Here is a 25,779-nt window from a genome sequence, read left to right as displayed (position 1 = left end):
ATGCAGTTAGAAGAAGTAAAAGCATTATTAACACAATTTGATCAATCAACTTTAACCGAATTCGATTTACGAGAAGGCTCGTTTGAATTATATATGAATAAAAATACAGTTTCTGGACGAAGTGCCGTAGAACCAGTGGCGCAACCACAAGAAACACCAGTAGCCGCTAGTGGAGTTTCAGTGCCTGTTGAAACAGTTTCTGTAGCTGAAGAAACGCCAACCAATACACCGACAGCCAATGAAAAGACAGAAGAAATTACGTCACCTATTGTAGGAATCGTTTATTTACAACCAGCACCAGATAAAGAGAACTTTGTCAAAGTAGGAGACACTGTTAAAACGGGTGACGTTGTGTGTATCGTTGAAGCGATGAAATTAATGAATGAAATTACGGCGACAGTTGACGGTGTGATTACTGAAATATTAGTCAACAATGAAGATGTGGTTGAATTTGGTCAGCCGCTATTCCGAGTTGCTAAAGGAGAATAAGACATGAAATTAACAATTACAGAAATTCAAGAAATTTTACCACATCGCTATCCCTTTTTATTATTAGATAGTGTTGAAGAAGTCATTCCCGGGGAACGCGTTGTAGCGAAAAAGAATGTAACGGTTAATGAGCAAGTTTTTCAAGGTCATTTTCCTGGGAATCCTGTTTTGCCAGGAGTTTTAATTATTGAATCGTTGGCTCAAGCAGGCGCCGTGGCATTACTTTCAATGCCTGAATTCAAAGGGAAAACGGCATACTTTGGTGGATTAGATAAAGCAAAATTTAGACAAAAGGTAACACCAGGCGACACATTAATTTTAGAGGTTGAACTTTTAAAAGTCCGCGCTTCTGCTGGAATGGGTAAAGGTGTGGCAAAAGTTAATGGAAAAAAAGTTGCCGAGGCTGAATTAACCTTTATGATTGGATAGGTGAAAAATGTTTTCGAAAGTATTAATCGCAAACCGCGGAGAAATCGCTGTTCGTATTATTCGTGCCTGTCGCGAATTAGGCGTTCAAACAGTTGCTGTTTACTCTGAAGCGGATCAAGAAGCGTTACACACACAGTTAGCAGATGAAGCCATTTGTATTGGACCGGCGAAAGCAACTGATTCTTATTTAAATGTTCAAGCTGTTTTAAGTGCAGCGATTGTTACCAATGCTGAAGCGATTCATCCAGGGTTTGGTTTCTTATCTGAAAATAGTCAATTTGCTTCAATGTGCGAAGAATGTAACATTACTTTTATCGGTCCTAAAGCAGAAACGATTGATGCAATGGGCAATAAAATAAACGCACGTCAACTGATGCAAAAAGCCAAGGTACCTGTTATTCCTGGGAGTGATGGCGTCATTGATTCTGTCGAAGAAGCGTTGACGATTGCTGAAGAAATTGGTTACCCAGTGATGTTAAAGGCAGCTGCTGGTGGTGGCGGAAAAGGAATCCGAAAAGTTCTTTCAAAAGAAGAGTTACCGAAACACTTTACTTCAGCGCAGCAAGAAGCCAAAGCCGCATTTGGTAATGATGATATGTATTTAGAAAAAATTATTTATCCAGCACGTCATATCGAAGTGCAAATTTTAGGTGATCAATATGGGCATGTGATTCACTTAGGGGAACGTGATTGCTCACTACAAAGAAATAATCAAAAAGTGTTAGAAGAATCACCATCGATTGCTATTTCTGAAGAAAAGCGTCAGATGTTAGGCGAAACGGCCGTTCGAGCGGCACAAGCTGTGCATTATGAAAATGCCGGAACCATTGAATTTTTGATGGATCCAGCTGGCGACTTTTATTTCATGGAAATGAATACCCGCATCCAAGTCGAACATCCAGTTACGGAAATGGTAACAGGGATTGATTTAGTCAAAGCACAATTAGAAATTGCTTCAGGTGAACCTTTAGGCTATACCCAAGAGGATGTTATCATGACTGGGCATGCGATTGAGTGCCGAATTAACGCTGAAAATCCTGCCTTTAATTTTGCTCCTTCACCAGGTAAAATTCAAAATCTCTTGTTGCCTAGTGGTGGAATGGGCTTGCGTGTAGACAGCGCTATGTATTCAGGGTATTCAATTCCACCTTATTATGATTCAATGATTGCAAAAGTCATCGTACATGGTGAAAATCGTTTTGATGCCTTGATGAAAATGCAAAGGGCTTTAAATGAAATTGTAACAGAAGGTATTATTACGAATGCCGAATTCCAATTGGATTTAATTACACATGATAATGTTTTGACAGGTGACTATGACACAAGCTTTTTACAAGAAACATTTCTACCAAATTGGGAGCCAGAAAGCAATCATTAAAGAAAGAACGCCGCAAGAGCTCTCTTGCTTGGAAAGATCAGTGATCTTTTGAAAGGAGCTGAGCTCTTGCCGCTAAAATACGAGGAGTAAGCAAATGGCATTATTTAAAAAGAAAAATTACATTCGCATTAATCCAAATCGTGCTGATGCAAATGATGCATCAAAGAAGCCTTCTGTTCCAGATAATATGTGGGCAAAATGCCCTTCTTGTAAGCGAACACTGTATACAAAAGAAATGGGTGCAGAAAAAATCTGTCCGCATTGTGGCTATAGTTTTCGGATTGGTGCATGGGAACGATTAGCGATAACCGTTGATGAAAAAAGTTTCCACAATTGGGACAGTGAATTAGTGACAAAAGATCCACTAAATTTTCCTGGTTATCTTGAAAAAATTGAAAAAATGCAAGAAAAAACTGGGCTAGATGAAGCTGTCTTAACGGGAGAAGCAACAATTGAAGGACAAGCTGTTGCAATTGGAATCATGGACGCTAATTTTATCATGGGCAGTATGGGAACGATTGTTGGTGAAAAAATCACACGCTTGTTTGAGCGGGCGACAGAAAAGCATTTACCAGTAGTGATTTTCACTGCATCTGGTGGTGCCCGTATGCAAGAAGGAATTTTTTCATTGATGCAAATGGCGAAAATTTCGGCCGCTTTGCAACGGCATAACAAAGCAGGCTTGCTGTATCTTACGGTATTGACTGATCCAACGACTGGCGGTGTTACCGCAAGTTTTGCGATGGATGGCGATATTATTTTGGCAGAGCCTCAGAGTTTAATCGGTTTTGCTGGCCGCCGTGTAATTGAACAAACGATTCGTCAAGAGTTGCCAGATGATTTTCAAAAGGCCGAGTTTCTTTTAGAACATGGTTTTGTAGATCAGATTGTGCCAAGAAATCTTTTGCGTCAACGATTGAGCGACTTGTTACGTTTACATTCTTTGGAAGGGTGGCGCTAACATGGAAAAGAAAACAGCCAATGATGTTGTTACCTTGGCAAGAGCCCAAGATCGTTTGACAACTTTAGAATATATAGAAGCAATTTTTGAGGACTTTTTAGAATTTCATGGGGATCGTTACTTTGCCGATGATTTAGCTGTAGTCGGTGGTGTTGCTACTTTGCAAGGCAAACCAGTTACAGTGGTAGGTATCCAAAAAGGCCGAAATCTACCAGAAAATATTGAACGTAATTTTGGTTCACCTAATCCTGAAGGGTATCGCAAAGCGTTACGTTTAATGAAACAAGCGGAAAAATTTAACCGCCCAGTCATTACCTTTGTGAACACTGCTGGTGCCTATTGTGGAATTGGTGCCGAAGAGCGAGGAGAAGGGGAAGCCATTGCGCAAAACTTGTTAGAAATGTCTGATTTGAAAGTGCCAATCATTTCAGTCATCATTGGTGAGGGTGGCAGTGGCGGTGCTTTAGCTTTAGCAGTCGCAGATGAAGTTTGGATGTTGGAACACACGATTTATGCGGTTCTTTCGCCAGAAGGTTTCGCCTCTATTTTGTGGAAAGATGGCAGTCGTGCGAAAGAAGCAGCAGAATTGATGAAAATCACAGCGACAGAGCTGAAGGAATTAGCTATTGTAGATAAAGTAATTCCGGAAGTTATGAACGGTCAGCCTCTGGAACAAGCAAAAATTAATCGCATGTTACAAAAAGCGTTTATTTCAAAATTAACTGAATTAGCTAAATTAGATACGGAAATGTTACTAGAAAAAAGATACCAACGTTTTCGCAAATATTAGAAGTTACTACTCATCAACGAACTTTTCAGGGGTTGATGGGTGGCTTTTTTTATTTTTTCTTTTATTTTACTTGTTCTTTTACAAGGAACGACCGTCCTTTATAGAAATTTTCAGTAAAATGCAGTATAATATAATAGGTAGAGACTGAAGCATAATTGTTTAGTTATGTTTCAGTCTCTTAAAATCGAAGAAACTACATAGTGTCAGTGAGAGGAGTCACGATGTTTTCAAAATATAAACCGACATGGATGATTGATGCGATTTATAAAATTACCCCCGCACAATTAAAAAAACTGGGGATTAAGGCAGTACTAACTGACTTAGATAATACTTTAATTGCTTGGAATAATCCCGATGGAACAGAAGAATTAAAAACTTGGTTATTAGAAATGAAAAATGCAGGAATTACTGTCCTCGTTGTTTCAAACAACAAAGACAGCCGGATTAAACGCGTTGTTGAAAAGTTTGACTTAGATTATGTAGCACGTGCCTTGAAACCAACCGCACGTGGCTTCAAATTAGCAGAAAAAAAATTAGGCTTGAAGCCATCTGAAATGTTAATGGTCGGCGATCAGATTATGACAGATATTCGGGGAGCTAACGCAGCGGGTATACGCAATGTTTTAGTTCAACCGATTGTCGATACAGATGGCTGGAATACTAGAATCAATCGGTTCTTTGAACGGAAAATTATGAAATACTTATCAAAAAAACATCCAGAAATGACATGGAGAGGCGGATTAGAATGACAGAGGCAATTCATTGTATTGGCTGTGGTGCGATTATTCAAACGGAAAATCCTCATGAATTAGGCTATACACCAAAAACAGCTTTCGAAAAAGGAATGGAAACAGGGGAAGTTTATTGCCAACGTTGTTTTCGCTTAAGACATTATAATGACATTCAAGATGTCCAATTAACAGACGATGACTTTTTACGTTTATTGAATGGTTTAGGAACAGAAGATGCACTGATTGTGAACGTAGTGGATATTTTTGACTTTAATGGCTCTCTTATTCCAGGACTACATCGTTTTATCGGAGATAATCCTGTGTTGTTAGTTGGCAATAAAGTGGATATTTTGCCTAAATCATTAAAAAAACCTAAAATGGTTCAATGGATGAGAGAACGGGCCCATGAAGCAGGATTACGCCCTGTTGATGTTTTACTAACAAGTGGCAAGAAACCACAAGAAATGCAAGAGTTATTAGATACAATCGAAAAATATCGTGAAGGCCGAGACGTTTATGTCGTAGGTGTGACCAATGTTGGAAAATCAACATTAATCAATCAAATCATTCAACAAACAGTGGGTATTCAAGATGTGATTACGACATCACAATTTCCTGGAACAACGCTAGATAAAATTGAAATTCCATTAGACGATGGCCACTTCTTAATCGATACGCCCGGAATTATTCACCGTCATCAAATGGCACATTACCTAGGTAAAAAAGACTTGAAAATTATTGCACCGCAAAAAGAAATCAAACCGAAAGTTTACCAATTAAATGCTGAACAAACCTTGTTTTTAGGTGGCTTGGCTCGCTTTGATTATGTCCAAGGTGCTAAAAGTTCCTTCATTGCCTACGTTTCCAATGACTTAAATTTACACCGAACAAAAACAGCAACCGCCGATGCTTTTTATGAAAAACATGTTGGTGGCTTATTGCAGCCTCCACGTGCCGATGAAGTCGCTGAGTTTCCTGAATTAGTGCGCTTTGAATTTTCCGTGAAAGAAAAAACGGATATTGTGTTTGCTGGTCTAGGTTGGATTACTGTCACAGAACCTGGTGTAGTCGCTGGTTGGGCGCCTAAAGGTGTCGATGTTTTACGTAGAAAAGCATTAATTTAAATTTTAGAGAGAAGGCAAACAATTTGAAACTTAGAGGAAAACAAAAACGTTATTTACGTAGTCAGGCACACCATTTACAACCTATTTTTCAAGTAGGCAAAGGTGGTTTGAATGACGCAATGATTACACAAATTGATGAAGCGTTGGAAAAACGTGAATTGATTAAAATTACGTTATTACAAAATACAGATGAAGTAGCAGAAGAGGTTGCAGAAGAACTAACAGCAGCCATTCATTGCGATGTAGTACAAATTATTGGTCGCGTGTTGGTCTTATTCAAGCCATCAAGTAAAGAAAAATATCAAAAAATTTCAGCAGCAGTCAAAGAGATTTAATATTGGAGGGATGAACAATGGGAGAAAAAAGACAAGCGCGTCAAGGAGCGGACGTTCTCTTGCAAGAGGAACCGTTACGTTTTCAAACAAGAAAGCAAGTCGGCTTGTTAGGTGGTAATTTTAATCCCGTTCATTTAGCACATCTTGTCATGGCCGATCAAGTTCAAAATCAACTAGGTTTGGACAAAGTTTACTTAATGCCTACGTACTTACCACCACATGTAGACGAAAAGAAAACAATTAGCAGTGAACATCGGTTAGCGATGTTAGAACTAGCAGTGGCTGATAATCCCTGCTTAGATATTGAGCCAATTGAATTAATTCGCAAAGGCAAAAGTTACACGTATGATACGATGAAAGCTTTAAAAGAAGCCAATCCAGATACTGATTATTATTTTATAATTGGTGGAGATATGGTGGAATACTTGCCCAAATGGCATCGGATTGATGACTTACTCCATTTAGTTCAATTTGTCGGCATTCGGCGTCCTAATTATCCAACGGAATCTACCTATCCAATTATTTGGGTCGATGTTCCGCAGATGGCGATTAGTTCCACTTTGATTAGACAAAAAGTCAAAAGTGGTTGCTCAACACGCTATCTTCTTCCAGAGAATGTGATAAACTATATTCAAGAGAAGGGACTGTATCAAGATGAGCTGGATAACAAATTATGATGCTGCACAACGTGAATTATTAATGCAAAAAGTTCAAATGCAAATGAGTGAACGTCGCTTACGCCATGTGTTAGGAGTCGAGGAAACAGCTGTGGCCTTGGCAGCGAAATATGGTGCCGATGAAGCGAAAGCCAGTATTGCTGCTTTGACGCATGATTACGCCAAAGAACGTCCAAACGATGAATTCGAGTTGATTATTCGCCGAGATGGTTTTGATTTGGCTTTATTAAACTATGGCAATGAAATTTGGCATGGCTTAGTTGGGGCGGATATTGTTAAACGGGAATTAGCCATTGATGACGAAGAAATTTTGCAGGCAATTCGTGTGCATACAACTGGGGCTGCTAAGATGAGCTTGCTAGATAAAATTATTTATGTCGCAGATTACATTGAACCAGGACGTGATTTTCCAGGTGTGAAAGAAGCCCGTGAAATTGCCCTTGTTGACTTAGATGCAGCGGTTGCTTATGAAACGAAACATACCTTGTTACATTTGATTGAACAAGAACATAAAATTTATCCAAAAACGTTAGAGACCTACAATCAATGGGTCGTTAATCAAAAATAAAAGAAGAAAGAATTACTAGGAGGGAACTATCATAGATAGCCAGAAAATTTTAGAAATTGCTGTCAAAGCAGCAGATTCAAAACGAGCAGAAGAAATTGTCGCATTAGACGTAAGAGAGATTTCATTATTAGCAGATTATTTTTTAATTTGCCAAGCCAATAGTGAACGTCAAATCAATGCGATTGTTGATGAAATTAACGAACAAGAAGCCAAAAATCAAGTAGAAGTCAAGCGTGTGGAAGGTAAAGAAGGCGGAAAATGGATTTTAATCGATTTAGGCGATGTTATTGTCCATGTATTCCAATCTTCAGAACGTGCCTTTTACAACTTAGAAAAATTATGGTCAGATGCCCCAATGGTTGATCTAAGCGCTTGGGTCGACTAAAATGGCCTATGAAACGTTTGCTTTCGTCTATGACGAAGTGATGGACGAAAGCCTATACCAAAAATGGTTGGATTTTTCCAATCGTCATCTCCCACAAGGAACCCAACAAATTCTTGAAATGGCTTGTGGTACAGGCGCTTTAGCAGTTGATTTTGCGAAAAGTGGTTATGATGTGACGGCCTTAGACTTATCAGAAGAAATGTTGATGATTGCTAGTGAACGAGCCTTTGAAGAAGAAGTGCCAGTTCAATTTGTTCAGGGAAATATGCTAGATTTATCTGAAGTGGGACAATACCAAGCCATCACTTGTTTTTCTGATTCACTGTGCTATATGGCTAATCGCCAAGAAGTACAACAAGTGTTCGATGAAGTTTATCAAGCGTTAGAAGAGGAAGGAACGTTCATTTTTGATGTTCATTCTACTTACAAAATTGATTCAGTTTTTCCAGAATATAGCTATCATTATCAAACAGAAGAATTTGCTTTTCTATGGGATAGTTACGCTGGTGAAAAAGAACACAGCATCGAACATTTCTTAACATTTTTTGTGAAAGAACAGGAAACAGATGAGCACTTTGTTCGGTATGATGAATTGCATCAAGAACGAACCTATTCGTTAGATAACTATTTACGAATGTTAGAAAGTGCTGGTTTCATGAACGTCAAAGTTTATGCAGACTTTACAGATGAAGCACCAACTGAAACAAGTGAACGCTGGTTCTTTGTTTGTCAAAGAGATTAATAAGATTTGGCTTATGAGCTTGGGACAGCGCTTAAAAACGTTTGTCTCTTTGCTGATAAGTCCATTTTTTTATAACGGAGGTGGCTAGAGTGAAAGCCTGTGGCATTATCGTGGAATATAATCCCTTTCATAATGGACATCGCTATCATGCCCAACAAGCTCGCCAACAAAGCGGAGCTGAAGTAGTAATTGCTATAATGAGTGGGAATTTTTTACAAAGAGGAGAACCAGCCTTACTAGATAAGTGGGCCAGAGCAGAAGAAGCTTTTCAAAATGGTGTGGATTTAGTCATTGAATTGCCGACAGCTTGGTCGGTACAGTCTGCGGATTACTTTGCCAAAGGCGGTATAAAGTTATTGCAGGCGTTGCAATGTGAGAGCTTATGTTTTGGAACAGATAGTACAAGCGCAATTGATTATGCGGCTTTCGGCCAGTTTGTCCAAGAAAATCAATCCTTAATTGATCAAACGTTCCACGCATTGACAGACAAACAATTGAGTTATCCACAAAAAATGACTGCTGTTTTTCGTCAAGTATATCCTGAAAGCAGGTTTGATTTTTCTTCGCCTAATCATATTTTGGGGATGAGTTATGCAAAGGAAAATGCCACGTATCCAACCCCGATGACGCTCTACCCAATTGCTAGAAAACAAGCGGGCTTTCATGATGCAACGATTTCTGGGAAAGTTGCTAGCGCCACGGCGATTAGGCAAAGTGTTTTTCAACAAGAAATAACGCAAGTACTGCCAACGGTGCCTTCTATAACCGCACAACATTTACAAACACAGGCAATGATTTCATGGGAAAACTACTGGCCCTTCCTAAAGTATAAAATTGTTCAATCCTCGTTAGAAGAGTTACAAGCCATTTACCAAATGACGGAAGGACTTGAATATCGACTAAAAGATCAAATCCAAGCAGCAGGTTCTTTTCACGAATTAATGGAACGTATGAAAACGAAGCGTTATACTTGGACAAGATTGCAACGATTAGCAACTTATATATTGTTAAATATGACCAAAGAAGAAGTTGAAACTGTTTGGCAAAACAGTTATCTCCATGTGCTAGGATTTACGCCAAAGGGACAAGCTTATCTAAAAGAAACCAAAGCACAGATTCAATTGCCGGTAATTTCCAAAGTATCTAAAGAAAACCGCGCAATGCTTTCGTTAGATATTCGCGCCAATCAACTATACCAGATGGGAGATTCTTCTTTAAAAGAACAAAATTTTGGTCGGTTTCCCTTACGATTTTCGCCAGATACCTAAAAAATACTTAACAAAAATCAGTTTCCCCAGTATAATAAACAAGGGATAAGATACTAACAACAAATCAGAGAAAGCGAAGTGAGAATATGGGCCGTAAATGGGCAAATATTAAAGAGAAAAAAGCTGCCAAAGACGCAAACAATAGCCGTGTTTATGCAAAATTCGGGATTGAAATTTACGTAGCAGCGAAGTCAGGAGACCCTGATCCTCATGCAAACCAAAAATTACGGTTTGTAATCGAACGCGCCAAAACATACAATGTACCAAAACATATTATTGATCGTGCTATTGAAAAAGCAAAAGGTTCAGCAGATGAACAATATTCTGAATTACGCTATGAAGGATTTGGGCCAAATGGTTCAATGGTCATTGTTGATGCTTTAACAAACAACGTGAACCGAACAGCAGCAGATGTGCGGGCCGCATTTGGTAAAAACGGCGGAAATATGGGTGTCAGCGGTGCTGTTTCCTACATGTTTGATAATACAGGTATCATTGGCTTTGCTGGTGACGATGCGGATGAAATTTTAGAATACTTAATGGAAAAAGACATTGATGTTCGCGATGTTGTTGAAGAAGACGGTCAAATTATCGTTTACACAGAACCAGAAGATTTCCACCATGCACAAGAAGCGTTAAAAGAAAAAGGCATTGAAGAATTCACGGTTACTGAGTTAGAAATGGTTCCACAAAACGAAGTAACATTAGAAGGCGACGATTTAGCGAACTTTGAAAAAATGTTAGACGTTTTAGAAGATTTAGAAGATGTTCAAAAAGTTCATCATAATGTAGATTTACCTGAATAATCCATTTGTTCGTTTGTTTTAAGATTTAGAAATGAGCCATCGGTCATTTTGACTGATGGCTCACTTTTTTTCATATAATACATAGAAAAAAGAAAGTTGATTGATAAGTCCATGTGACACAAAGCATTCAATGACAGGTTCAATTTTTGTCTGTTCCATAAATATTTGTCTAAACAGTTGAATTAATAGTACAATAGTCTAGTAAGATAGATCATTGAACGGGGTGAATAGGCGTGAAAAAGGGAATGTTAGCGTTTTTTGTCGGGCTAGCGGTTTTATCATTAACTGCTTGTCGGGAACCAAAAGAAAAGAAAGTGACCGCTTCAACGGAGGCATCCTCTAAAGTTGAAGAGACGAATGAAAAAACCAGTGAAACAATTGATAAGACAAACGAACAAGCGAGCAGCAGTGTTGAGTCTAACGAATCAGTGAAAAATGAAGAGCCGACAGCTGATGGAAACAATAGTCAGCTAACTGTAGCTGATTTAGATACTACAGCGATTAATGCTGGCGATTTTACTACTTTAGTTGGAACATGGAAAAATGGTAAAGGAGAGAGTTTGATCATTCATCCTGATGGTAGTACAAATACCGGAGGAATGATTACGAAGGATTCACCTACTGATGAGTCGCGACCAATTACAAGCTTAAGTATTAGGTGGGGGCCTACTGGTGCTGCGTTATTATTATATAAAATTGGTGTTGAAAATCCTAACGGCGACCAATCGGATAAGACGAAACCGCGATTGTTAATTACTCAAGATAGTGGAAATTATCCTGCGGAAGAGTATTACTATCGTTCTTCTGAAGAGGAAATTCAAGACCAAAATGAAGAGGCAAAAATCATCGAGAACCAAGAACAAGCAGAGGCATGTATCAGAAGTACATTGACTGATGCAGAAAATGATGATACGAACCTTGGATTTTTTGGTATGAATGGAAATGACTTCTTTTTTAGAGCCCAATCGAAACAGATGGCTGCAAATGGAGGGACTGGGACTGTTGGTTTTTTCAGAGTATTGCCACAAGGAGCAGTCAGAATAACGGATGCACAAGGCAACTAAAGATAGTCTCGTGGCAATCTATTTAATTCCTATAAAAGTAGCAAAATAAGAATGAAATGATCACAAAATCTTCACATTTATTTTGTAAGATATAAGCATATCAACAAACAACCTTAACAACACAAAACACTTTTTCATTTTTAACTCCTTTCCCGTCCTTACCCAAAGGGCGGGTCTTTTTTTGTGTAAAACTATTCGCTCAAGATACCAAAAAGCCAGCTTGTAGTAAGCTGGCTTTTAACTCTTTACATGTTGGCGCTTGTAGACACGAGATAATATTAAGGTGTTGGAACAGTTGGTGAATAGTTCGTTTTTCGACCATAAAGTTCTTGTGTCGCCGCCGAGATATACGCAGATGAATCTTTTCCTGGGAGGTTATACATTAGATAAATACCATATTGCTCCGCTTTTGTACGTTTAGCATATTGCGCAGCTAGATTTTGATTGACACCAACTTCAACGGCAGAAGCACCTAAACGAGAAGCAGGCATCCCCGCAATTTGTGGCGGATTCCAGGTACTATAATAAGGGTTCCAAGCATAATCAATTAAAGAACTCATTTGAGGATTAGCAGAAGAGTTCGCAGCCGCTGGTCCAATATTATAAAAAGTAATTAATTTATCATTGCCTAAGCGATTTCTTAAGGCTTGAAGTAACCAAATGAACGAAGAATTATTTGGTTGAGGCGTTCCATTTTTTCCGTATTCAGCATACTCATCATCAAAATCAATACCATCTAAATGATACGTATTAACGACTTGTTCTAATTGAGCTGCAAAGGCATCCGCACTTTCGTAAGTTGGGAAGTTAGCAAAGCCAGCGCCTTCATGGTTGCCTAAAATAGACAATAGGACTTTAGTGCCGCGTGCTTGAACTGGACGAATTTGTGTTTCAGCTTGGTTTAAAGTTTGTTGGACCCGTTCATTTAGATATAAGTAAGGTTTTTTATTGACCGTGTCATAATTAATATTGGCTGCAAAAATAATCCCCATATCAAAAGCAGGTTGATTGGTTCCAGCTAAAGTATATTTTCCCACATTGTTAAAATCGTGGTTATTTACTTCTACATACATGACTGTTTTAGGTGTAACAGTTGATGCTGCTTGTACTTCAAATGCAGGTAGTGCAAACAGTAACCCACCGACTAAAAGTATCAAACTTAAAAAAGTTGAAATAATCCCTGTTTTCTTGTTAAAAAAATGAGTGCTCAATTGATGCCCCATAACTTTCTCCTCCTATAAAATAAATATTATTTGTAAGCGCTAACAAAGATATGTTATCATTTTTATAATTTAAACACAAGAAGAAGAGAACAAAAGTGAGCAAATCCACAGAATATAAAAGCATCCTTCGCAAAATGGTCTTGCGAAGGACGCTCTTTTACCAATCAAAGAGTAAGGCATAGCCTAAAGAAAGCAGCTCTCGGCCAAAATTTTTGATATCTTTTGGAAAAGAAGAAGCCGCAGTGATGCCTGAAACATTTGAGATGCCTGCTCGCTTGGCTAAAAGTTGCGAGCGATACATGTGAAAGTCACTAGTAACAATCACTAGCCGTTTAAAAGAAAGGAGTTTTTGTGAATTGACAATATTTTCTTTGGTGCGTGTGGCACGATTTTCTAAGAGAATCTGTTTTTCTGGAACACCTTTATTTAGCAAGTATTGTTTCATAGCCGCGGCTTCCGTAGCCGGCTCATCTGCTCCTTGCCCTCCGCTAACAATAACGGGTGTCTCGGGGTGTTGTTTAATATAGGGGATAGCCACATCTAACCGAGCTTGCAAAACACGGCTGGGCAGTGCGGTTTCTTTAGACGTCCCTAAAACACGGGCCCCTAAAATTAAAATAGCATCTGGTTTATCGGTGGGTTGCGTATTTTTGCCAGTAAAAATAAGTAGACCTAAAATCAAAAGAATAAAAAAGCCAAAACTGACAATGGATAAACTTGTTATTTTTAACCAATGCATGAAACATCCCTCCTTGTAATGTTAGTGTATACGAAGTACCATAGAAAAAGCGATAGAAAACAAAAGACTTATAAAAAAATCTATGTTTTAATAGAAACTTTTGAAGAGAGGGAGCGAATGCATGCGTACAGAAGAAGAAATGTTTCAACTTATTATGGATGTAGCAAAACAAGAAGAACACATTCGAGCTGTGGGAATGGTGGGTTCTCGCACGAATGTGAAAGCGCCAAAAGATAGTTTTCAAGATTTCGACATTGTTTATATTGTAGAACCATGTGCTGAGTTTTTTGAAACAGCAACGTGGATAGCAAAATTTGGACAACCATTAATTATGCAACGTCCCAAGGAAATGACCTTATTTCCCACAGAACCGAAGACGCGGGAAACATTTTTAATGTTATTTGAAGATGGTCAACGTATCGATTTAACGTTGTGTCCTCTCGCAGAAAAAGACAATTGGCATGAAGGCGATTCTTTAGCAATTATCTTGTTAGACAAAGATGAAAATTTGCCGCCTTTACCTGTAGCATCTGATAAAAATTATACAGTAACAGTTCCGAATCAGCATCAGTTTAACGATTGTTGCAATGAATTTTGGTGGGTTAGTACGTATGTAGTTAAGGGGCTTTGTCGGAATGAACTATTTTACGCTGTCACACATCTCTATGAATATTGTCAGCAGGAACTGTTGCGCTTGCTTTCTTGGCAAGCGGCTTGGCAGGAACCGGAGCCAATTTCTGTTGGGAAACAATTTAAGTATCTGAAAAATTATGTCACTCCTGACACGATGGATCAATTAGCATCGTTGCTGGATTTTTCTAGTAAAGAAGCTTGTTGGAACAGCTTAATAAAGACACAAGCCTTTTTTGACGTCGTCGCTCAGGATTTTGCTAAAATGGCCCAGTTTACGTATCATTTACAAGAAGCAAAAAAAGTCACAGAGTATACAAATTCTTTAAGATTAAAGGATTTACAAGGAAAATAAGCTGAAAACAACGTAAAAATAGTGTATAATTGAAAAAATTAATCTGCGAGAGAAAGGGAACCTTTTTTGATTGTAGATCACCGCAGTTGTTTGTTGCCTAGTCTCTAAGAAATAAACCTAAAATTATTGATATAAAGGATGAACAAATGAAAAAAGAAGAAATGCAAATGCGTAATACACGTCGTCAAAAATCAGGAAAAAATAATAAAAAGAAAGTAATTATTACTTCTTTGGTTGGACTAGCTCTGGTTGCTGGGGGCAGTTATGTTTATTTTCAAAGTCACTTTTTACCAACCACAAAAGTAAATGGAGTTTCTGTAGGCTGGTTAAATGTAAATGCTGCAGAAGAAAAATTAGCGCAAGTTAATCAAACCGAAGAAGTTGTGGTTCAAACGGGGACAAAAGAAGAAAAAATTCAACTTCCTAAAAAATACCAATTGGATCAAAAATTTTTAAAAGACCATTTACACAGTAGCAAGGTGAAGCTACCGTTAAACGAGGCATTCAAAAAAGAACTAGAAGCCAAATTAGCGACTTTAAGTTTTCCAGAGGGGAAACCAAGCAAAAATGCGAGTATCCGTCGAGGCAATGGCACTTTTGAAATTGTTCCTGAAGAACAAGGCACAGTAGTGGACACACAGCGCTTAAATCAGCAGATTATTGCGGATGTTGAAGCGGGAAAAGGCAACTATCAATATAATGCCAAAGATTTTTATAAAGCCCCTGAAATTACAAAAGAGGATCAAACGTTAAAGGCAACATTGACAACGCTCAATAACAAGTTAAATAAAACAATTACAGTTGATATTAATGGTGAAAAAGTAGCCTTTGATAAAACACAAATTCAAAACGTGCTGAATGATGATGGCACAATCAACAAAGAAAAACTAACTACTTGGGTGACACAATTAGAAACAACATATGGTTCTGCTAATCAACCAGTTTTATTTACAGATGTTCACGGCACGACACGTCGTTTTAAAAACAACGGAAGTTATGGCTGGTCGATTGATGGGGCCAAAACGCAAGAACTACTAGTAAACGCGCTGAATAGCCAAGAACAAACGAATGCAATCACTGCTCCGTTGGTTGGTGATACCAAAGAAAATAGTAAAATTGCCAATAATTACATTGAAATTGATTTGAAAGATCAAAAAATGTATTGTTTCATTGATGGCAAAAAAATAGTCACCACAGATGTCATTACTGGCAGATATAACAAAGGAACCGCAACAGTACCAGGATTCCATACAATTTTATATCGGACAACCGATGTGAATTTAGAAGGTCAAATGCTTGATGGTTCTCGATACAGTGTGCCAGTAAAATATTGGATGCCGTTATTAAGTCAAGGGGGCGTTGTCACACAAATCGGGATTCATGACTCCGACCATAAATTGGATAAGTATGGCGATAAAGAAGCCTTTAAAACCGATGCTGGTAGTAATGGCTGTATCAATACGCCAGGAACAGAAGTTTCAAAAATCTTTGATGTATCCTATGACGGAATGCCGGTAATTATTTATGGACATATCTATGATGATGCACCAGGTGAATTTGATAAACCTGTAGATTACGGCGAAGAAGTATAAAAAGAGATATTAGGCAAGACCGTACTTTGGTCCAGCTGTGTATCTGAAAAGTAAAAATTGGAGACGTCAGCGTAACGACTGACGTCCCCAATTTTTTATTGACAAGCGTCATAACCCGCTCTATGATACAAACAGAACAAGCAATTTAAATTGGGGGAACGAAGATGCCATTTGTACATGTAGAATTAATTGAAGGCCGTACAGAAGAACAGTTAACTAATATGGTCAAAGATATTACAGAAGCTGTGTCAAAAAACGCTGGTGCACCAAAAGAGAATATCCATGTGATTGTCAATGAATTGAAAAAAGACCGCTATGCACAAGGCGGCGAATGGAAAAAATAAGTTTTCAGAGAATTTCTGTTGAATCACTTGCTTTTTCTGAAAATAAGTGGTTAAATAAGTGCATAAATGATTGATGAGAAAGACAACTGAACTTGCCCGCGATCTATTAGAGAGGAAAATCTTGGCTGAAAATTTTCCAGATTGGCACAAGGGATGACCACTTTCGAAACCTTTGTTGAAACAAAGGCGGTCGCACCGTTAACACGCTAGAGGAACACAGATTATTTGTGTTCAAAATTAGGTGGAACCACGATATTTTCGTCCTAGTATTCGTTAGAATACTAGGACTTTTTGTTTTTTAACAAGGGGAACAGGTGGCTGTTTCGTTTCATTGTGAAAAACAGGAACACAATGAAACGCTTCAAATCAAAAAAATTAAAAGGAGAGAATTTTATTATGTCTATTCACATTACTTTTCCAGATGGCGCTGTTAAACCGTTTGATTCTGGGATTACAACATTTGATGTTGCTAAAAGTATTAGCAACAGTTTAGCCAAAAAAGCTTTAGCTGGTAAATTCAATGGTGTTTTAATCGATTTAGATCGTCCTATCGTAGAAGATGGTTCGCTTGAAATCGTGACACCTGATCATGAAGATGCTTTAGGAATTTTACGTCATTCATCAGCTCATTTAATGGCTAATGCCTTACGTCGTCTTTTCCCTAACATTAAATTTGGCGTAGGTCCTGCGATTGATTCTGGGTTCTACTATGATACAGATAATGGGGAATCTCCTGTGACAGCGGAAGATTTACCTGCAATTGAAGCCGAAATGATGAAAATTGTGAAGGAAAATAACCCAATCGTTCGTAAAGAAATCTCACGTGCAGAAGCGTTAGAATTATTTGCTGATGATCCTTACAAAGTTGAATTAATTACAGATTTACCAGAAGATGAAATCATCACTGTCTATGATCAAGGCGATTTTGTTGATTTATGTCGTGGTGTTCACGTCCCTTCAACAGGACGGATTCAAGTCTTTAAATTACTTTCAGTAGCTGGTGCTTATTGGCGCGGAAACTCTGACAATCATATGATGCAACGGATTTACGGCACTGCCTTTTTCGATAAAAAAGATTTAAAAGAATTTATCAAAATGCGCGAGGAAGCCAAAGAACGTGACCACCGTAAATTAGGAAAAGAATTAGATTTATTTATGGTTTCACAAGAAGTTGGTTCAGGGTTACCTTTCTGGTTACCAAAAGGCGCAACCATTCGTCGTACAATTGAACGTTATATTGTGGACAAAGAAATTAGCTTAGGTTACCAACATGTGTATACACCAATTATGGCAGATGTGGAATTATACAAAACATCTGGTCACTGGGATCATTACCATGAAGATATGTTCCCACCAATGGATATGGGCGATGGCGAAATGCTGGTATTACGTCCAATGAACTGTCCACACCATATGATGGTTTATAAAAATGACATTCATAGTTACCGCGAATTGCCAATTCGAATCGCTGAATTAGGGATGATGCACCGCTATGAAAAATCTGGCGCATTATCAGGGTTACAACGTGTTCGTGAAATGACTTTAAACGATGGACATACTTTTGTTCGTCCTGACCAAATTAAAGACGAATTTAAACGTACTTTGGAGTTAATGGTGGCAGTCTACGCTGACTTTAACATTACGGATTACCGTTTCCGCTTAAGCTATCGTGATCCAAATAATACAGACAAATATTTTGATGATGATGCGATGTGGGAAAAAGCGCAAGCGATGTTAAAAGCTGCCATGGATGAATTAGAATTAGATTACTTTGAAGCAGAAGGCGAAGCTGCCTTTTACGGTCCGAAGTTAGATGTTCAAGTGAAAACAGCTTTAGGAATGGAAGAAACATTATCAACCATCCAATTAGACTTCTTATTACCAGAACGTTTTGACTTAACTTATGTTGGCGAAGATGGTGAAAATACACATCGTCCAGTTGTTATCCACCGTGGTATCGTCTCAACAATGGAACGATTTGTGGCTTACTTAACAGAAGTTTACAAAGGCGCTTTCCCTACTTGGTTAGCACCAATTCAAGCAACTATTATCCCAGTTTCTGTAGAAGCGCATTCTGAGTATGCTTATGAAATCAAAGAACGTTTACAAGCACAAGGCTTACGTGTTGAAGTCGATGATCGTAACGAAAAAATGGGCTACAAAATTCGGGCCTCTCAAACACAAAAAGTACCTTATCAATTAGTGGTCGGGGACAAAGAAATGGAAGACGCAACGGTGAACGTCCGTCGTTATGGAAGCAAAGAAACGTCTGTCGAAGATTTATCAATTTTCATTGACAGCATGGCTGCTGAAGTTCACAATTACAGCCGTTAAAAAAAGAGAAAAAGTCAAAAGGACTTCTGAATTCAGAAGTCCTTTTGACTTTTTTCAACAACAAAATAATTAAATATTTCCTTAGAGCTGGGAATAATCCTGATTTTTTGACTATTTTTTGTTACAATGAGAATGCGAAACTTTTTAGTGAAGGGACTAGAGGTATGAAGAAAAACTCATTTATAGATAAAATAAAAAAAACAGATGCCGCAGCAAAGAGTCAACGAGGTAGAAAGCCACATATTCCTTTTCGATTGAACTTATTATTTTTTGTGATATTCACTTTATTTGTTTCATTAATTGTCCGTTTAGGGTATTTACAGATTGTAGAAGGAGAAGAGTTTAACAAAAAAATCACTGCCAATTCTTCACTACAAATCACGACACCATCCCCTCGAGGACAAATTTATGATTCACAAGGAAAAGTCTTGGTTTCTAACAAAGCCAATTTAGCAATCACTTACACACGAGGAAAAAATATTGAAGGAAAAGATATTTTACCGATTGCGAATAAAGTTAACGAACTTATTAACGTTCCAGTTGATCCAAACTTAACGGACCGTGATAAAAAAGATTATTGGTTAGCGAATCCTGAAAATTTAAAAGCAGCCCAAGCCCGTTTAACCGATCAAGATAAAGAAGATGAAAAAGGCAACAAAATTACGGACGAAGGCACATTATATGCCAAAGCAGTTGAAAAAGTCACCCCTGAAGAAATTGCGTTTGATGACCGAACCTTACAAGCAGTAACGATTTTTAAACGAATGAATGCAGCGTCACAAATGAACACGGTCTTCATCAAGAATGAAGGGGTAACAGAAGGTGAAATTGCGACAATTGGTGAACACACAGCGGAAATATCAGGTGTTTCAACAGGGACTGATTGGACGCGTGATTATTCTCAAAGTGGTGCATTACGTAGCCTGTTGGGTACCGTTTCAACTGAAAAACAAGGATTGCCAGCCGAAGAAGTCGATGAATATTTGAAAAAAGGCTATGCACGAAATGACCGTGTTGGAACTAGCTATTTAGAAAAACAATATGAAGACGTTCTACAAGGTAAAAAAGCAAAATCAGAAGTCGTTTTAGACAATAACGGAAAGATTGTTTCACAAACCCCAATTTCCAAAGGGGAAAAAGGCTCCAACTTAAAATTAACGATTGATTCAAATTTCCAAAACAAAGTTGATGAAATTTTACAACGAAACTATTCACAAATAGTCAAAACCATTGGACCATACTCAGAAAATGCGTATGTCGTTGCTATGAACCCTCAAACAGGAGCTATTTTAGCGATGTCCGGATTTCATCATGATTTAGCAACTGGAGAAGTCACACCTAATCCTTTAGCACCTATTTTGAATTCTGAAGTTCCTGGATCAGTTGTGAAAGCAGGTACTTTAACAGCGGGTTATGAAACAGGCGTCATTAAAGGCAATGATGTTTTAACAGATGAAGCTATTTTACTAGCAGGTAGTAATCCAAAAGCTTCTTGGTGGAATGCTTCTGGCGGAACAACCATGCAATTAACTGCGGAGCAAGCGTTAGAATATTCTTCGAATGCCTATATGATGAAATTAGTCTTTAAAATGATGGGTGTGAATTATTATCCCAATATGATTTTCCCTTATGAAGTAGGAGATGACACTGTCTTTAAAGAATTAAGAAAAGCTTTTGCAGAATATGGTATGGGAACGAAAACTGGAATTGATATACCAGGAGAAACAACAGGAATTCAAAACAAGGACTTTAAGGATTCGTCATCTGCGCCACAAGGCGGTAATCTTCTTGACCTATCTTTTGGGCAATATGATACCTATAGCGCGTTACAATTAGCACAGTACGTTTCCACTGTCGCAAATAATGGCATCCGCGTACAACCCCATGTGGTAGAAGGAATCTATGGCAATGATGAAAATGGAGCTTTAGGAAAAATTTTAAAAGAAATTGAACCAAAAGTTTTGAATAAGGTGAATATTTCTGAAGACCAGATAGGAATTCTTCAACAAGGTTTCTATAATGTGGTAAATGGAACTAGTCCTTTTACAACTGCACGTGGTTTAAAATCAGACAAGTTTTCGATTGCTGCTAAAACAGGGACCGCCGAAACGCAAGCAACAGATGCTAATGGAGTAAACCATACAACGGTTAATAGTAACTTGGTGGCTTATGCGCCGTACGAAAATCCTGAAATTGCAATTAGCGTTGTTTTACCACACTTAAATGATGAATCTTCCAAACCAAATCAAACGATTGCCAAAGAAGTTTTAGAAGCGTATATGGAAATGTACAAAAAATAAAATTTGTAAAGTAGTTCTACTTTACAAATTTGCCCAAAAGGGTAGTCAAATGACAAAAAAAATGGTATGATATTCAAGTCTAAGAAATCTCTTGGAAAGATCAATTATTAGTAGGAGGGGAAAACATGCGCGTAAACATCACTTTAGAGTGTACTTCTTGTAAAGAACGTAACTACTTAACAAATAAAAATAAACGTAACAATCCTGATCGTTTAGAAAAACAAAAATATTGCCCACGTGAAAGAAAAGTTACTTTACACCGTGAAACTAAATAATTTAGTTAGATAGAGCCTAGAATCCTTGTTGTGTAAGGGTCTAGGCTTTTTATCTATAGATTTATTACATGTTCATTTGTAGATGGAATGTAGAGGGAGGATTACCCAAGTTTGGCTGAAGGGGACGGTCTCGAAAACCGTTAGGCGAGTAACATCGTGCAAGGGTTCGAATCCCTTATCCTCCGTACTGAGAAGCAGTTGAGTTATTAGTTGCAAATAAAACGACAGAGACGTACACTTAAAGTAGAAAAATACTTAAGAAGAGGTGTCTATTATGTCAAACTATGAAGAAAAAGAAGCGCAAGCATTAGTAAAAATTGCCGACGTTTTGAACAAATTGGATGCAAGTTTAGAAGAGTTGGCCTCGCTAGATGAGGATACAAAAAAACATAGTATGAAGAAATGGATTGTTGAAAAAAAAGCCATTCATGAGATTAAAAAAATTGCACACGAAGCTGGTAAGTATGACAAGTATGATGAAAAAGAATTAGAAAAAGAAATGGATCTGTTGGAAAAGTTTATGTAAAAAAGCGCTAGCTTTTGTTCAACAGTTATTTAATTTTGAGTCTAGAATTAATCGTTTTGATTTTTTCTAGGCTTATTTTTTATGAAGTAAGCAAATCGTATCGGGAGAGGTATTGAATTAAGAAATAAAGCATGTATTGATTCAGAAAAAAAGTTGTAGTAAAATGTTCGTCACAACTACTTTTCTTCTGATTTCATAGAAGGAAAAGTTGGAATAATGAATTGAGAAGAGTCGATTTTTAGGAGATGATTTTAGGTGACTTTTTATCAATTATTGCAGTTAGATCCATTTATTTTAAAACAAAAAATTCATCAAGCGGACACTAAAAAACAGCGGAGATATTTTTGGCGCGCCTTGTTAATAAGAGATATTTTATTAGTTTCGTTTGCGATTTTATGGGTGTCGACGATTACTTTTTTCTTTGGAAAAGCTGTAGCGCCTTTTTCAATTGTATTATTTTGTTTGCTGTTGAGTATCCGTTTCGTCTCATATGGCTACAGGGAAAAACAGGCCTTGCTTAGTTTAGGAATCGTGTTAACAATTCTAGGTGTTAGTCCACTAATTTCACTGATTTCTGTATCATTTTTACAATGGGGTCTTCATTTTATCTGCTTGCTGGCATTGTTTTTCTTAACTGGTAAAAACCCTAAAATGGGTAATCCTGGCTTGTATACGTTCTCCTACTTATATTTAGTTGGCACGGTTCACTATCAATCGTTTCAGCAATTAGAACAAACTTTCTTTGTATTAGTGTTTGCTTATCTACTTTTAGCTTTTGTTTATCATGTGAAACATAAAAAATTGGATCAAGAGATTACTTTTATACAGATGGTTACAGAAAATGGTTTTTTTAATCAAAGAAATATTTGGTTTGGTTATTACGCTTTAGGCATTAGCTTATTACTTTTTATAGGAACGCACCTTCAGATTGACCGCTTTATGTGGGCAACATTTGCTAGTTCGTCATTATTTTCTGGGTATAATACGTTTAAATTGTCTGAACGAGCAAAAGAACGAATAATAGGGGTCGTTATTGGTTCTCTAGTATCGGCTATCTTGTTATTTTATATACCAACGAACCTACTTGGTATTTTAGGAGGACTTTGTTTAGGCTTATGCACATCTTATAAAAGTAAAACGATTTTTAATTGTGTTGGTGCTATCATGGCAGCTTCTATGATATTTGGGCTAGAAACAAGTCTTTACTTAAGAATTTTGTTAAATATGTTGGGGCTAGCTTACGGTTTGCTTTATCATTTTGTCTTTGTAAAAACTATGTCCTATTGCAATCGCAAAGAGTGGCTGAAATTGTCTGAATAAAAGGAGCCTAACATTCTTTCTTGAAAGAATGTTAGGCTCCTTTTATTTTTAAATAGAATCATTGACTATATTTTTTGTAAATAAGAGTTTAAAAATGGCAGAAGCTGGTTACTAATTTGGCTACCAAATGGCTACACAGGATAGTATAGGTAAGGATAGTATAGGTGAGTATAAAGTAGGATATAAATAAATGAATTCAGTGAACACAAGTTACGTAGTAAAATTGTATTTTTGGAAGATAAGTAGAAGTAACTTCATATTGGGAATTTATTGGGAAATTTTAGTATAGTCAACATGATAAATTAGTAGTATGAAGAATCGCTAAAAATGAATTATCAATGCTATAGATGCTTGTTTATATAGCTAAGTTTTAAAAAATAGAATGTTCAATATCTTTAAATCAAGTTAAGTATATTTAAGTGGAAAAACAGAATCGCTTAAATCTAAGAAAAAGAATAAGTTTTGTCATTATAGATCGCTTAAGGAGTGGTCTATTTTTGTATATAAAATAATCTAGGAGGTGGACAGTTATTGATAAATGGGAAAAAAAGGAGGGGTAGAAACGAATAAGTTAGATTTTGAAAATGAATGTGATCAAAAATAAGAGTAGATGGATAAAAGGAATACATGGAGGATGAACATACTATTTCTATTATCTGTAAAAGTTCTACAAATAAAATATTAAGTGGTTAGAGGAGAGGTACAATGAAAGCTGGAATAAAAAAACATATTCGACAATTATTATGGGATTATCAACATATTGAAAAAAAATTACAAGAGTACGAGGATGTTATGTTAATGAATCGTAATCCTTTTTTAGAATACCCTGTAGAGCAACCAACTGAAAAAATAACTATCAGTCAAATTGCATTTCATAAATTATTTTTACAAACGGTAGAAGATATCTTAGCTGATTCTACAAGGGATGTACAGGATATCTTTTTAGTGAAATATAAAAATGGTTATCCATATAAAAAGAATGAATTTGTTGCTTGTGAGACGTTTTTGAGCGAGTCTACAATTGCTCGACGAGATACAGAATTTATCCATGAAATTGCTTATCGACTGGGTTGGTACGAAATTTGACAAAACGAAACAGGTCAATTCAACTATACTAGGTTTATGAACATATGTTCGCCGTGGACGCACGGAATAACTTATAGGAGGAACAACAATGGCAACAGGTTTAACAAAAAATCAAGCAAAAACATTTATGCAGAAGTATTTAGATACTAATTTGCCGTCTTATCCAGGTGTCTATTATGGAACTTATGGTGGTTCGCCATCATCACATTCAAATTGTACTCTATTTACTACATGGTTCTTAAAGAATTGTACTAATTTAACTTTGCCAACACAAAGCGGGAATGGTTATCAAACGGTAGATTTTGTGTTAAATGCAAATAAAGGAAAATTAGTAAAGAGTAACATTCCAAAGGCATTTTCTTTATTTTCAATAACACCATGGAATAACAATTACTATACACAAGGTGCTGGACATACTGGTATCGTTCTAGGTATTGATGGAAATACAGTAATTACAGGTGAAGCTAATTTTGGTTCGACATTTGGCGGATTAGATGGAGTATATCCTAACAATGGAACTGTAGTAACTACTCATCCATTGAGTACGTTTAACAGTTTAACGGGTGTTACTTTCATTGACTTAAGTCGCTATTATACTGGATGGAATCCAAATCAAAATACAAAACTAGAGGGAGAAGAAGAAATGGTAGAGATTAATAAAAGAGTTATGGTGAAAAAAGATGTAAAATATACTGTGGATACATTACCTTGGGGAAAGAAAGGTTACATTAAAATCAATGGCATTGATAGTTTTGCTGGAAGAGTTATTGATTTGACACAGCAAATGGGAAGTTACTTATATAGTCCTCAAACAAAAGGCTGGACAGACTTTAAAGGGTTTGAAGAAGTTGAGACTATCAATAAAACAATGGTTGTTAAAAGAGCTGGTTTCACTGTTGACCAATTCCCTTGGTTTAAAGGGGTGACAAGATTTGGTGTCAGTGCTGATTATATCAATAAAGAAGTAAAAGTGACTGGGAAAAAGGGTGCATATTATTACATGGATAATATTGGTTGGATTGACGAAAAAGCATTTTTAGATGATGCACAAGCGACTGATATTAAAATTGGGGATAAAGTTATGTTATTGGAGACTGCTAGTGCATATCAGACTGGGGAAACAATTCCAAGTAGTCTTAAAGGAAAATCATATACAGTGATGGAAATTAAAAATGTCACACAAAGCAAATCTAAAAAAGCATTTTTATTAAAAGAATTAATGTCTTGGGTACTAGAACAGGATGTTAAAAAGTAGTAAAAAAGAACCTAGTGATATGTTAGAAAAAATAGAGCGGTAAATCCGCTCTA

At 37.1% G+C, this 25,779-nt stretch carries 27 protein-coding genes and 1 tRNA gene; 26 read left to right on the top strand and 2 right to left on the bottom strand.

The features are described from left to right. The 15 genes from accB to IGI63_RS07015 all read left to right on the top strand — a co-directional run bounded on the left by accB (window position 1) and on the right by IGI63_RS07015 (window position 11,747). On the top strand, window positions 1-489 hold the full coding sequence (gene accB / locus IGI63_RS07085) for an acetyl-CoA carboxylase biotin carboxyl carrier protein (RefSeq protein WP_002359384.1): 489 nt from the start codon (window positions 1-3) through the stop codon (window positions 487-489). A 3-nt stretch (window positions 490-492) separates the two neighbouring features. Continuing rightward, entirely contained in the window at window positions 493-918 is a 426-nt protein-coding gene (gene fabZ / locus IGI63_RS07080) for a 3-hydroxyacyl-ACP dehydratase FabZ (RefSeq protein ID WP_002356286.1), read from the top strand. A gap of 7 nt (window positions 919-925) precedes the next feature. Next, window positions 926-2,296, top strand: coding sequence for an acetyl-CoA carboxylase biotin carboxylase subunit (locus IGI63_RS07075; protein ID WP_002359385.1), 1,371 nt, complete (start codon window positions 926-928; stop codon window positions 2,294-2,296). A gap of 94 nt (window positions 2,297-2,390) precedes the next feature. Further along, on the top strand, window positions 2,391-3,257 hold the full coding sequence (gene accD, locus IGI63_RS07070) for an acetyl-CoA carboxylase, carboxyltransferase subunit beta (protein WP_002356293.1): 867 nt from the start codon (window positions 2,391-2,393) through the stop codon (window positions 3,255-3,257). A gap of 1 nt (window position 3,258) precedes the next feature. After that, on the top strand, window positions 3,259-4,047 hold the full coding sequence (locus tag IGI63_RS07065; protein ID WP_002407956.1) for an acetyl-CoA carboxylase carboxyl transferase subunit alpha: 789 nt from the start codon (window positions 3,259-3,261) through the stop codon (window positions 4,045-4,047). Window positions 4,048-4,268: 221 nt separating this feature from the next. Continuing rightward, window positions 4,269-4,796 (top strand): YqeG family HAD IIIA-type phosphatase, encoded by a 528-nt coding sequence (locus tag IGI63_RS07060; protein WP_002356296.1) that lies wholly within the window; start codon window positions 4,269-4,271, stop codon window positions 4,794-4,796. Beyond that, complete coding sequence (yqeH, locus tag IGI63_RS07055) at window positions 4,793-5,902, top strand: ribosome biogenesis GTPase YqeH (protein WP_429975559.1); 1,110 nt, start codon at window positions 4,793-4,795, stop codon at window positions 5,900-5,902. Before IGI63_RS07060 ends, yqeH begins: the two co-directional genes overlap by 4 nt. A 23-nt stretch (window positions 5,903-5,925) precedes the next feature. Then, window positions 5,926-6,237 carry a ribosome assembly RNA-binding protein YhbY gene (yhbY, locus tag IGI63_RS07050; RefSeq protein ID WP_002356298.1) on the top strand — a complete coding sequence of 104 codons (312 nt, stop codon included), beginning with the start codon at window positions 5,926-5,928 and terminating at the stop codon, window positions 6,235-6,237. Window positions 6,238-6,254: 17 nt separating this feature from the next. Then, entirely contained in the window at window positions 6,255-6,914 is a 660-nt protein-coding gene (locus tag IGI63_RS07045) for a nicotinate-nucleotide adenylyltransferase (RefSeq protein ID WP_002365150.1), read from the top strand. Continuing rightward, the gene (gene yqeK, locus IGI63_RS07040) at window positions 6,892-7,482 is read left to right on the top strand and encodes a bis(5'-nucleosyl)-tetraphosphatase (symmetrical) YqeK (RefSeq protein ID WP_429975558.1); all 591 of its coding nucleotides are present in this window, start codon (window positions 6,892-6,894) and stop codon (window positions 7,480-7,482) included. Before IGI63_RS07045 ends, yqeK begins: the two co-directional genes overlap by 23 nt. A gap of 46 nt (window positions 7,483-7,528) precedes the next feature. Beyond that, entirely contained in the window at window positions 7,529-7,867 is a 339-nt protein-coding gene (gene rsfS, locus IGI63_RS07035) for a ribosome silencing factor (protein WP_033072556.1), read from the top strand. 1 nt (window position 7,868) lies between these two features. Further along, on the top strand, window positions 7,869-8,609 hold the full coding sequence (locus IGI63_RS07030; protein ID WP_002356302.1) for a class I SAM-dependent DNA methyltransferase: 741 nt from the start codon (window positions 7,869-7,871) through the stop codon (window positions 8,607-8,609). Between the two features lie 80 nt (window positions 8,610-8,689). Next, on the top strand, window positions 8,690-9,877 hold the full coding sequence (locus IGI63_RS07025) for a nucleotidyltransferase (protein ID WP_429975557.1): 1,188 nt from the start codon (window positions 8,690-8,692) through the stop codon (window positions 9,875-9,877). A gap of 86 nt (window positions 9,878-9,963) precedes the next feature. After that, a complete protein-coding gene (locus tag IGI63_RS07020; protein ID WP_002356305.1) occupies window positions 9,964-10,683 on the top strand; it encodes a YebC/PmpR family DNA-binding transcriptional regulator in 720 nt (239 codons plus the stop codon). Between the two features lie 233 nt (window positions 10,684-10,916). Continuing rightward, window positions 10,917-11,747, top strand: a complete 831-nt coding sequence (locus IGI63_RS07015; protein ID WP_429975556.1) for a DUF6287 domain-containing protein — start codon at window positions 10,917-10,919, stop codon at window positions 11,745-11,747. Between the two features lie 278 nt (window positions 11,748-12,025). On the opposite strand, the gene IGI63_RS07010 is transcribed toward IGI63_RS07015, so the two are convergent. Both IGI63_RS07010 and IGI63_RS07005 read right to left on the bottom strand, forming a co-directional pair. After that, window positions 12,026-12,970: an endo-beta-N-acetylglucosaminidase gene (locus IGI63_RS07010; RefSeq protein WP_104875546.1), complete on the bottom strand. Its 945-nt coding sequence runs from the start codon at window positions 12,968-12,970 to the stop codon at window positions 12,026-12,028. A gap of 157 nt (window positions 12,971-13,127) precedes the next feature. Further along, a complete protein-coding gene (locus tag IGI63_RS07005; RefSeq protein ID WP_429975555.1) occupies window positions 13,128-13,709 on the bottom strand; it encodes a YdcF family protein in 582 nt (193 codons plus the stop codon). Between the two features lie 121 nt (window positions 13,710-13,830). Here IGI63_RS07005 and IGI63_RS07000 point away from each other — a divergent pair, with 121 nt between their 5' ends. The 11 genes from IGI63_RS07000 (at window position 13,831) to IGI63_RS06950 (ending at window position 25,726) form a co-directional block, all read left to right on the top strand. Then, window positions 13,831-14,694: an aminoglycoside 6-adenylyltransferase gene (locus IGI63_RS07000; RefSeq protein WP_288666053.1), complete on the top strand. Its 864-nt coding sequence runs from the start codon at window positions 13,831-13,833 to the stop codon at window positions 14,692-14,694. A gap of 146 nt (window positions 14,695-14,840) precedes the next feature. Beyond that, window positions 14,841-16,286, top strand: coding sequence for a L,D-transpeptidase family protein (locus IGI63_RS06995; RefSeq protein WP_002370561.1), 1,446 nt, complete (start codon window positions 14,841-14,843; stop codon window positions 16,284-16,286). Window positions 16,287-16,450: 164 nt separating this feature from the next. Beyond that, on the top strand, window positions 16,451-16,630 hold the full coding sequence (locus IGI63_RS06990; protein ID WP_002356318.1) for a 2-hydroxymuconate tautomerase: 180 nt from the start codon (window positions 16,451-16,453) through the stop codon (window positions 16,628-16,630). Between the two features lie 396 nt (window positions 16,631-17,026). After that, window positions 17,027-18,964: a threonine--tRNA ligase gene (gene thrS, locus IGI63_RS06985; protein WP_002356319.1), complete on the top strand. Its 1,938-nt coding sequence runs from the start codon at window positions 17,027-17,029 to the stop codon at window positions 18,962-18,964. Window positions 18,965-19,128: 164 nt separating this feature from the next. Next, window positions 19,129-21,264, top strand: coding sequence for a peptidoglycan D,D-transpeptidase FtsI family protein (locus tag IGI63_RS06980; protein ID WP_002359399.1), 2,136 nt, complete (start codon window positions 19,129-19,131; stop codon window positions 21,262-21,264). 125 nt (window positions 21,265-21,389) lie between these two features. Then, window positions 21,390-21,539 carry a 50S ribosomal protein L33 gene (rpmG, locus tag IGI63_RS06975; protein WP_002356321.1) on the top strand — a complete coding sequence of 50 codons (150 nt, stop codon included), beginning with the start codon at window positions 21,390-21,392 and terminating at the stop codon, window positions 21,537-21,539. A gap of 95 nt (window positions 21,540-21,634) precedes the next feature. Then, window positions 21,635-21,724: transfer RNA gene (locus tag IGI63_RS06970), tRNA-Ser, on the top strand. An 89-nt stretch (window positions 21,725-21,813) separates the two neighbouring features. Further along, the gene (locus tag IGI63_RS06965) at window positions 21,814-22,065 is read left to right on the top strand and encodes a hypothetical protein (RefSeq protein ID WP_002389274.1); all 252 of its coding nucleotides are present in this window, start codon (window positions 21,814-21,816) and stop codon (window positions 22,063-22,065) included. A gap of 255 nt (window positions 22,066-22,320) precedes the next feature. Beyond that, window positions 22,321-23,385: an FUSC family protein gene (locus tag IGI63_RS06960; protein WP_002378657.1), complete on the top strand. Its 1,065-nt coding sequence runs from the start codon at window positions 22,321-22,323 to the stop codon at window positions 23,383-23,385. A gap of 705 nt (window positions 23,386-24,090) precedes the next feature. Then, window positions 24,091-24,471: a hypothetical protein gene (locus IGI63_RS06955; RefSeq protein WP_002362349.1), complete on the top strand. Its 381-nt coding sequence runs from the start codon at window positions 24,091-24,093 to the stop codon at window positions 24,469-24,471. 88 nt (window positions 24,472-24,559) lie between these two features. Further along, window positions 24,560-25,726, top strand: a complete 1,167-nt coding sequence (locus IGI63_RS06950) for a CHAP domain-containing protein (RefSeq protein ID WP_429975554.1) — start codon at window positions 24,560-24,562, stop codon at window positions 25,724-25,726. Window positions 25,727-25,779: the final 53 nt, after the last annotated feature.

Source organism: Enterococcus sp. DIV0086 (assembly GCF_050498705.1).
GTDB lineage: Bacteria > Bacillota > Bacilli > Lactobacillales > Enterococcaceae > Enterococcus > Enterococcus faecalis.
The sequence above is the reverse complement of the archived record's forward strand: the minus strand, read 5'-3'. Positions and strand labels throughout refer to the sequence as shown.